Genomic DNA, 2,932 nt, shown 5'->3' on the forward strand with positions numbered 1-2,932 from the left:
TAGGCCTGAAAGCCTAAATCTTCCAGCTCAATCTTGATGTTATGGATACCAAGACGGTTGGCGATGGGGGCGTAAATCTCAAGCGTTTCACGGGCAATACGGCGGCGTTTGTCCGGCCGCAGAGCGCCGAGAGTGCGCATATTATGAGTGCGGTCGGCCAGCTTGATGAGAATGACCCGGATATCCTGAGTCATGGCCATCATCATTTTGCGGAAGTTTTCCGCCTGGGCCTCTTTTTTATCGCGGAATTTGAGCTTGTCGAGCTTGGAGACACCTTCCACCAAATCGGCAACCGCATCGCCAAACAGCTCGGCGAGGTCTTCTTTGGTGACATGGGTGTCTTCAATGGTATCGTGCAGCAGGGCAGCCATCAGCGTCTCATGGTCGAGACGCATATCCGAGAGGATTTTGGCTACAGCAACAGGGTGGGTGATATAAGGCTCGCCACTGGTGCGCATTTGCCCTTCATGGGCATCGCGGGCGACCTGATATGCCTGTTTGAGTAATGCCACTTGGCCGCTGTCGAGGTAAGCGGAAGCCGATTCCTTTAAACCTTCAAACAGATACAAGTGGCATACCTCCAGGGCTAAAACTTAGATTGAACGACCTTCTGCAATGGCAGCCACGGCGGCGATTTCGGCGGCTTCGCGCTCACGCACGCTCTGACGCTCGTCGGCATCCAGAGTGTTGGCGTTTACCAGACCTTTTTCGATTTCACGCAGGGCGATAACAGTGGGCTTGTCGTTCTGCTCTTCCACCATGGGGTCTTTACCCTGCACGGCGATTTGACGGGCGCGACGTGCCGCAACCAGGATCATGTCAAAACGGTTGCCGATCTGCTTTACGGCGTCTTCTACAGTTACGCGAGCCATGTAGTGGAACTCCCAAATTATCCGGTTTAACCACCGGTACAGTGAAAAAATGACGCAAAAGTGTACACTAAGGCAGTCAGTCTGCCAACAGACCTTTAAGCATATCACCGTGGGTGCGGGCTTGACCAGCGCAGCTTAAACGCCCGGCACGGATTATGGCTTGTAAATCAAGCAGAGCCTCATCAAAGTTGTCATTCACGATAACATACTCATATTCGTGATAATGGGACATTTCGGATACCGCCTGTGCCATACGTGAGGCTATGACCTCGGCACTGTCCTGTCCGCGGCCAATAAGCCGACGTTCCAGCTCTTGACGGCTGGGAGGCAAAATAAAAATGCCCATGGCTTCGGGCATAAGCTTTTTCACTTGTTGTGCGCCTTGCCAGTCAATATCCAAAAACACGTCTATACCGCGCTCCAGGGTTTCTTGCACAGTCAGGCGGGAAGTGCCATAGAAGTTGCCAAATACTTCAGCCCATTCAAAAAAGGCATCCTGTTCGATAAGCGCTTTGAATTCTTCAACAGTGACAAAATGATAGTGCACCCCATTTTCTTCGCCCGGACGCGGTTTGCGGGTGGTGTGGGACACAGACACTTGTTTGTCGGCTGGTTTGTCTTTCAGCAGTGCTGAAATCAGTGAAGACTTACCGGCGCCGCTGGGTGCCGAAACAATAAAAAGATTTCCACGAGTGCTCATTAGTTGGCTTTCCGCTCAGGCTGGTCACCGGGCCCTGATATTGACCCGCCAAAATACAAGAGTAAGCCCACTATTATATTCCTGCAGCCGCCTTCTGCGCCAGCCACTCAGGACAGACGCTGACATTTCTCTGAAAATTGGCTAGTCTGCCCATGATAATGTGGCCATGTCTTTTGAGGTGATGCTTTGCAGCCAGGCAGTTTGTTTTCCATGGTGGGTTGTGACAATGGTCGCCGTACCGGCGCTATAGGGTTAGTGGCCTATACCTTTCCCGGGATTTTGGCGTTGCTGTTTGGCAGCGGGCATTGGTTGTGGCTGCCCGGAATGCTGCTCGCAGCGATATTTGGTTTGTCGTTGATGCGCCGATGCCGCGATGCCCACCGCCCCCGCGGCTATTTGGTGGCCGCTTTGTTCCCTTTGCCATTTTGGCTTTTAATATTGAGTCTGGCCGGCAATGCCGCGCTTGGGCTTATTTGTTTTGCCCTTGGGCTTGGTATCACCCTTTTGGTCAGTGTTTTACCATCGCGCCCTGTGAAAGACTACGTTGGCGGTTATTGGTCGGAAGATATGCCAGTGCCTGAGCCCGCAATGCCCAGGCGTGAACCTGTGCTTGGTGCTGCCACCTTGGGTGAGTCTTTCGCTGGCAATCCGGACTACTCCGGCGAAGAAGAAGCAACGGCAGTCGCCGCACAGTTTGCTCCCAGTACCGCCGCTCACATCACGGCCACCGTTGGCAACCTGAGAGCTCATCAGTCAGAGGCGCGGTTCTTTGAGGAGGACGACGACCAGGACTGCAATGGTGCCCGGGAAGCTTCTGGCATGTCGGCAACCCGTGAACACCTTACCCCCGACACCCAACAGGGCATATGGTCTGCCAACCGGCGCAGCGCTGAAGAACCTGAGACGGAAATAGAGGTTCGCCATTCCCGCGATGCTGAACCCCATCATCAGGATACGCCTATATGGCAGCAATTCACTCAGCGCAGGGCTGAGAGTGCTGGCGGCTATGATGACGGACTCGATGATCCTGAACAGGATGATTACCTGGCAAAGCCGCCATCCCGTCCGCTCAGAGGCTGGAGCGATGCCTTCAATGGTGATGGTTCGCTCGAAGTGTTGATGGAAGCTATCTACCTGCACCTTAAAAACTGGTGGCGCTTTTATTTATCCGGCGCGGCAGCACTGTTATTGGCAGCGGCAGTTGCGGCCATTGGCATGCGTCTGGGCAATAACACGGATACGCCCGGCGAGCCGACGAACAGCCCTCAAGCCGTCACAGCCCAAACAGTCATACGGCTTGAGTCCGGTTTGGAACTGGCATTGGAGAGTGAAACACTTATTCTGAGCTGGCACTCAGGCA

At 53.9% G+C, this 2,932-nt stretch carries 4 protein-coding genes; 1 reads left to right on the plus strand and 3 read right to left on the minus strand.

All coding sequences use genetic code 11. The features are described from left to right. The 3 genes from ABYK60_RS18380 to gmk form a co-directional block, all read right to left on the minus strand. Positions 1-569: HD domain-containing protein (locus tag ABYK60_RS18380; RefSeq protein ID WP_372873439.1), on the minus strand; the 569-nt coding region annotated here is incomplete at its 3' end. A 24-nt stretch (positions 570-593) separates the two neighbouring features. Continuing rightward, on the minus strand, positions 594-872 hold the full coding sequence (rpoZ, locus tag ABYK60_RS18385) for a DNA-directed RNA polymerase subunit omega (RefSeq protein ID WP_372873440.1): 279 nt from the start codon (positions 870-872) through the stop codon (positions 594-596). Between the two features lie 76 nt (positions 873-948). Further along, entirely contained in the window at positions 949-1,572 is a 624-nt protein-coding gene (gmk, locus tag ABYK60_RS18390) for a guanylate kinase (RefSeq protein ID WP_372873441.1), read from the minus strand. 186 nt (positions 1,573-1,758) lie between these two features. Between gmk and ABYK60_RS18395 the strand changes: the two genes are divergently transcribed. Next, positions 1,759-2,932, plus strand: a 1,174-nt coding sequence (locus tag ABYK60_RS18395) for a hypothetical protein (protein ID WP_372873442.1), incomplete at its 3' end; no start/stop codon positions are given.

The organism is Shewanella sp. (assembly GCF_041630135.1).
Classification (GTDB): domain Bacteria; phylum Pseudomonadota; class Gammaproteobacteria; order Enterobacterales; family Shewanellaceae; genus Shewanella.